The organism is Stenotrophomonas sp. HMWF003 (assembly GCF_003061285.1).
GTDB classification, from domain to species: domain Bacteria; phylum Pseudomonadota; class Gammaproteobacteria; order Xanthomonadales; family Xanthomonadaceae; genus Stenotrophomonas; species Stenotrophomonas maltophilia_AP.
This window is the reverse complement of record NZ_QAIW01000099.1, coordinates 946-4,987: the sequence shown is the minus strand read 5'-3', so window position 1 is coordinate 4,987 and position 4,042 is coordinate 946. Positions and strand designations below refer to the sequence as shown.

Here is a 4,042-nt window from a genome sequence, read left to right as displayed (position 1 = left end):
GGCGCCAGCGCGGCGCTGCGGGCGCCGGCCGCTGGCCGCCCGGTGATCCTGTTCGGGTCCACCTTCACCGAACGCCTGAGTGCGGCACCGCACCTGTACGACCACATCGCCGCCGACATCGCGCGCGGCGAGCGTTACTGGCTGCTGACCCTGCACCCCAAGTGCAGCGAGGAGCTGTTCGCGCGCTACCGCGCGCTGGCCGGCGACAACGCCGCCTTCATCGAGCCCGAGCAGGTGATGGCCGCGCAGCGTGCCGCCGATGTGCTGGTGTCGGACACCTCCTCGATCGTGTCCGAGTTCGTGGTGCAGTACAAACCGGTGGTGACCTTCCGCAACCGCGTGCCGCAGCCGCACATGATCGACTTCGACGACGCCACCCGGCTGCCGGCGATGCTGGACCGCGCGCTGTCGCCCGAGCCGGCGCTGGTGGCGCAGATCCAGCAGTACGCCGACAGCATCCATCCGTACCGCGACGGGTATTCCAGCGAGCGGGTGATCGCGGCCACCGAGGATTTCCTCGCCGGCGAGCTGGGCACGCTCAAGCGCAAGCCGTTCGGCGCGTGGACGCGCGGCCTGCAGATCCGGCGTGACCTGGGGTATTGGGGGCCGTCCAAGCGGTAGAGCCGACCGTTGGTCGGCTGCGTCGGCTACCAGCGCAGGCGCCGGTGCGCCAAGGCCTCGCTCAAGCGCGCATGCACCGCGCGCGCCTCGGCGTCGGGCAGGTAGCGCAGGCACAAGGCGACGCCGCCACTGGCACCGGCGGTATCCAGCCACACGCTGGCGGTTCCCAGCAGGCGGTCCAGCGGGGAACGGCTCAGGCGCAGCACCTGCAGCTTGTCCAGCTCGGCAAACCGCCACCAGCGCTGCCACCAGCCACCGCGCACGGCCACGTACTGGTCGTCCAGGTGATAGCCCATGCGGGCCATCTGGCGATGCGCGCGGAACGCCGACCACGGCAGCCACAGCAGGATCAGGGCCGCCCACGGCACCTCGTTCCACACCGCGGCCACGGCCACCAGCGGTACCCACACCGCCGTGCCCAGGCTCAGCCGCCACCAGCCACGCTGCTGCACCGGCTGCCAGCGGGCGGGCGGCCACTGCACCTGCGGCAGCAGGTGCTGCACCAGGGCGTCGGCCGCCTCGGGGGTGGCCAGCGGGGCCAGTTCGCGCAGGTCGCGGCGCTGGTTCTCTTCGGACACCCCGGCGGCGATGTCGATGCGCAGGTGGCGGCGCCCGGCCCAGCGCTGCAAGGGGCTTTCGCGCAGCGTCCAGGCCTGGATGCGCCGCCGCGCCACGCTGCTGCGCAGGCGCGTGAGCAGGCCACTGACCACGGTGAGCCGGCGCTCGTGCTCGCTCAGCTGGAAGCCGTGGTAACGCAACAGCGCCAGCACCACTGAAAACACGCGCAGCAGCACCCAGAACGCAGCCGCGGCCAGCAGCGCCACCACCGCCCACACCCAGTCGGCCGGGTGCAGGCCGTTGGCGTAGCCCAGCGCCTGGCGCCCGCCTTCCTCGATCACGTCGGTCACGGTGCCATCGGGAAACAGCTGGAACGTCGCGCCCACGGCGGCCAGCACCACCACCCAGCCGCGGTTGGACAGCAGGCCGATGCGCACCACCTCCGGCGTGCTCAGGTGCAGCAGCACGCCATCGTCGACCGGCGGCGTGACCGCATCCACTTCCACATCCGCATTCGTGGCCGCCGGCGTCGCCGTGACACCCTGGCCGCGATGCCGCACCAGCTGTTCCAGCGCCAGCGCCTGGGACAGCTTGAGCACGCGCATTTCCGCCTCGGGCCGCGCGCCGCCGGCCGATTCCAGGCGCAGTTCGGCCACCCCGAACAGACGGTGCAGCGGGTTCTGGTGCACCGCCACGTTGTGGATGCGCGCGAACGGAATCTCGCGCCGGTTGCGCGAGATCACCCCGCTGCGCACGCTGATGGCATCGCGGCCGATCCGGTAACGGTAGGTCAGGTACTGCAGCACGGACGTGCCCACCAGCACCACGATCACCACCAGCGCGGCGAGGTAGGACCACATCTGATCGCGGTCGCCGCGGTTGCCGAACACCAGCAGTGCCACCAGCGGCAGCAGGAACTGGCGCAGCTGCATCAGCAGGACGAACAGCCACGACCACCGGTGCAGGCGCTGCTCCTGCGACGCATCGTTCAACGCGGCCTCTGCAGGGGGCAGGCTGCTCACAGGGCGTCGTCGTCGCGGTCGAGCTGGTGGGCCAGGGTGTCGCGCAGGCGTTCGGCATCCTCGCCGTCCAGCCCGCTCAGGCTCACCGCGCTGAAACGGCTGCCGGCGGTGTGCACCACCAGCGTGGCCAGCCGCGCGCTGCGTTCGATCGGACCGCGGCGCAGGTCCAGGTGCTGCACGCGCGAGATCGGCACGCGGGTTTCCTGTTCCCACATCAGGTCGCGGCGCACGCCCAGGCCTTGGGCATCGAGCCGCCAGAACGTACGGCGCTGGCGGCGGTACCCAATGACCGCGCCGATTGCCGCGCCCAGCACCAGCATGCCGGCCACGCCCAGCCAGCGCAGCGGCAGGTCCAGCAGCACCCACGCCGTGCCGAGCCCGCCACCGATCACGACGGTGCCGGTGATGGCCGCGCCCACCGCCGCGATGGCGGCGGCACGCCGTGGCAGCGGCTGCCAGTCAGGACTGGGCGGCAGCGGCGGCAACGGTGGCGGCGAGGGGATGGCGGGGGTGTCGATGGCGTCGGACAAGGCAGGGCGCTCGGCAAGGGAAATGCCGGGCGTGCTGCTGCTGGCGGTGCGCCCGTCGCGCAGACGGTAGCAGTTGCCGCGCGCTATTGCGCGGCTTGGATCAGTGCGTCGACGTCGAGCAGGTGGCCGGCGCGTTCGGCCTTGGTGCGCAGGTACTGCTCGTTCTCGGCGGTGATATCGCCGGTGACCGGCACGCAGTCCACCACGTCGATGCCGGCATTGCGCAGCCGCTGCGCCTTGGTGGGGTTGTTGCTGAGCAGCTGCACGCGGTGCACGCCCAGCCCCTGCAGCATCGCCACCGCGCTGCCGTAGCGGCGTTCGTCGGCGCCGAAGCCCAGCTGCGCATCGGCGTCGATGGTGTCCAGGCCGTCGTGCTGGTAGCCGTAGGCGCGCATCTTGGCGGCGATGCCGGTGCCGCGGCCTTCCTGGTCCAGGTACAGCAGCACGCCGCCGCCCAGTTCCTTGAGCTTGCGCAGGCCGCGTCGCAGCTGGTCGCCGCAGTCGCACTTGAGCGAGCCGAACAGGTCGCCGGTGAGGCAGGACGAATGCACGCGTACCGGCACCACCCCGGACAGGTCCGGGCTGCCGACGATGATCGCCACCTGGTCGCGCTGGGCCACGCCGCCGCGGAACACCGCAAATTCGGTCATGCCCACCTCGCGCAGCGGCACCGGCGAACGCGTCACCAGTTCATAGGCGTGGGCGGCCTGCTCGGCGCCCTGGTGCAGGTCGCACAGCGATACCTGCGCGCAATCATCGAAGCGGTGGTCGGTGTCCTCCAGCAGCACGCCCACCATGGCCGGCAGCAGCAGGCCCAGCCGGGCGATTTCCACCGCGCCATCGTCCAGCGCCTGCCCGGCCGACCAGCCCGGTGGCATCACTTCCGGTTCGCGCCGGTAGCTCAGCGAGGGCAGGGCATCGAAGTCGATGCCGGCCAGCGGCACGCGCGCCCCATGCTCGGCGGCTACGCCCAGCACCCGCGCACGGGTGGCGGTGAGGAACAGGTAGTGGCGGTCGGCGGCGGCCTGGGCGAACGCGCTGAAGCTGCTGCGGGTGCTGCTGTCCAGGGCGATGAAGGCCAGGCGCTGGCCGTGGCCGTCGTCGATCACCACCGGGCGGCCCGCGCGCAGTTCGCCCACCGCCCGTTCGCAGCGGATCGCGGCCGGGTCGCCGAACAGGGAAGAAGCAGCATCAGACATGGCAGGGGCCGTGGGGGACATCGTGGGTTCCACAGTGGGGACGGAAGGCGCCGTTTCCAATCGCGCCGGGGCGCGACGCTGCGTCGCAGTCAGTGCGGATGTTCCTCGGTGG

3 protein-coding genes and 1 pseudogene are annotated in these 4,042 nt (G+C 71.7%); 1 reads left to right on the top strand and 3 read right to left on the bottom strand.

From position 1 onward, the window contains the following. Positions 1-621 (top strand): annotated as a pseudogene (locus DBR34_RS22095) (CDP-glycerol glycerophosphotransferase); the annotation flags it as partial. A gap of 26 nt (positions 622-647) precedes the next feature. Here DBR34_RS22095 and DBR34_RS04010 read toward each other — a convergent pair. The 3 genes from DBR34_RS04010 to ribA all read right to left on the bottom strand — a co-directional run bounded on the left by DBR34_RS04010 (position 648) and on the right by ribA (position 3,951). Beyond that, positions 648-2,192 (bottom strand): PH domain-containing protein, encoded by a 1,545-nt coding sequence (locus DBR34_RS04010; protein WP_258223651.1) that lies wholly within the window; start codon positions 2,190-2,192, stop codon positions 648-650. A gap of 5 nt (positions 2,193-2,197) precedes the next feature. After that, complete coding sequence (locus tag DBR34_RS04005; RefSeq protein WP_128095802.1) at positions 2,198-2,731, bottom strand: PH domain-containing protein; 534 nt, start codon at positions 2,729-2,731, stop codon at positions 2,198-2,200. A gap of 83 nt (positions 2,732-2,814) precedes the next feature. Continuing rightward, positions 2,815-3,951, bottom strand: a complete 1,137-nt coding sequence (gene ribA / locus DBR34_RS04000) for a GTP cyclohydrolase II RibA (protein WP_128095801.1) — start codon at positions 3,949-3,951, stop codon at positions 2,815-2,817. Positions 3,952-4,042: the final 91 nt, after the last annotated feature.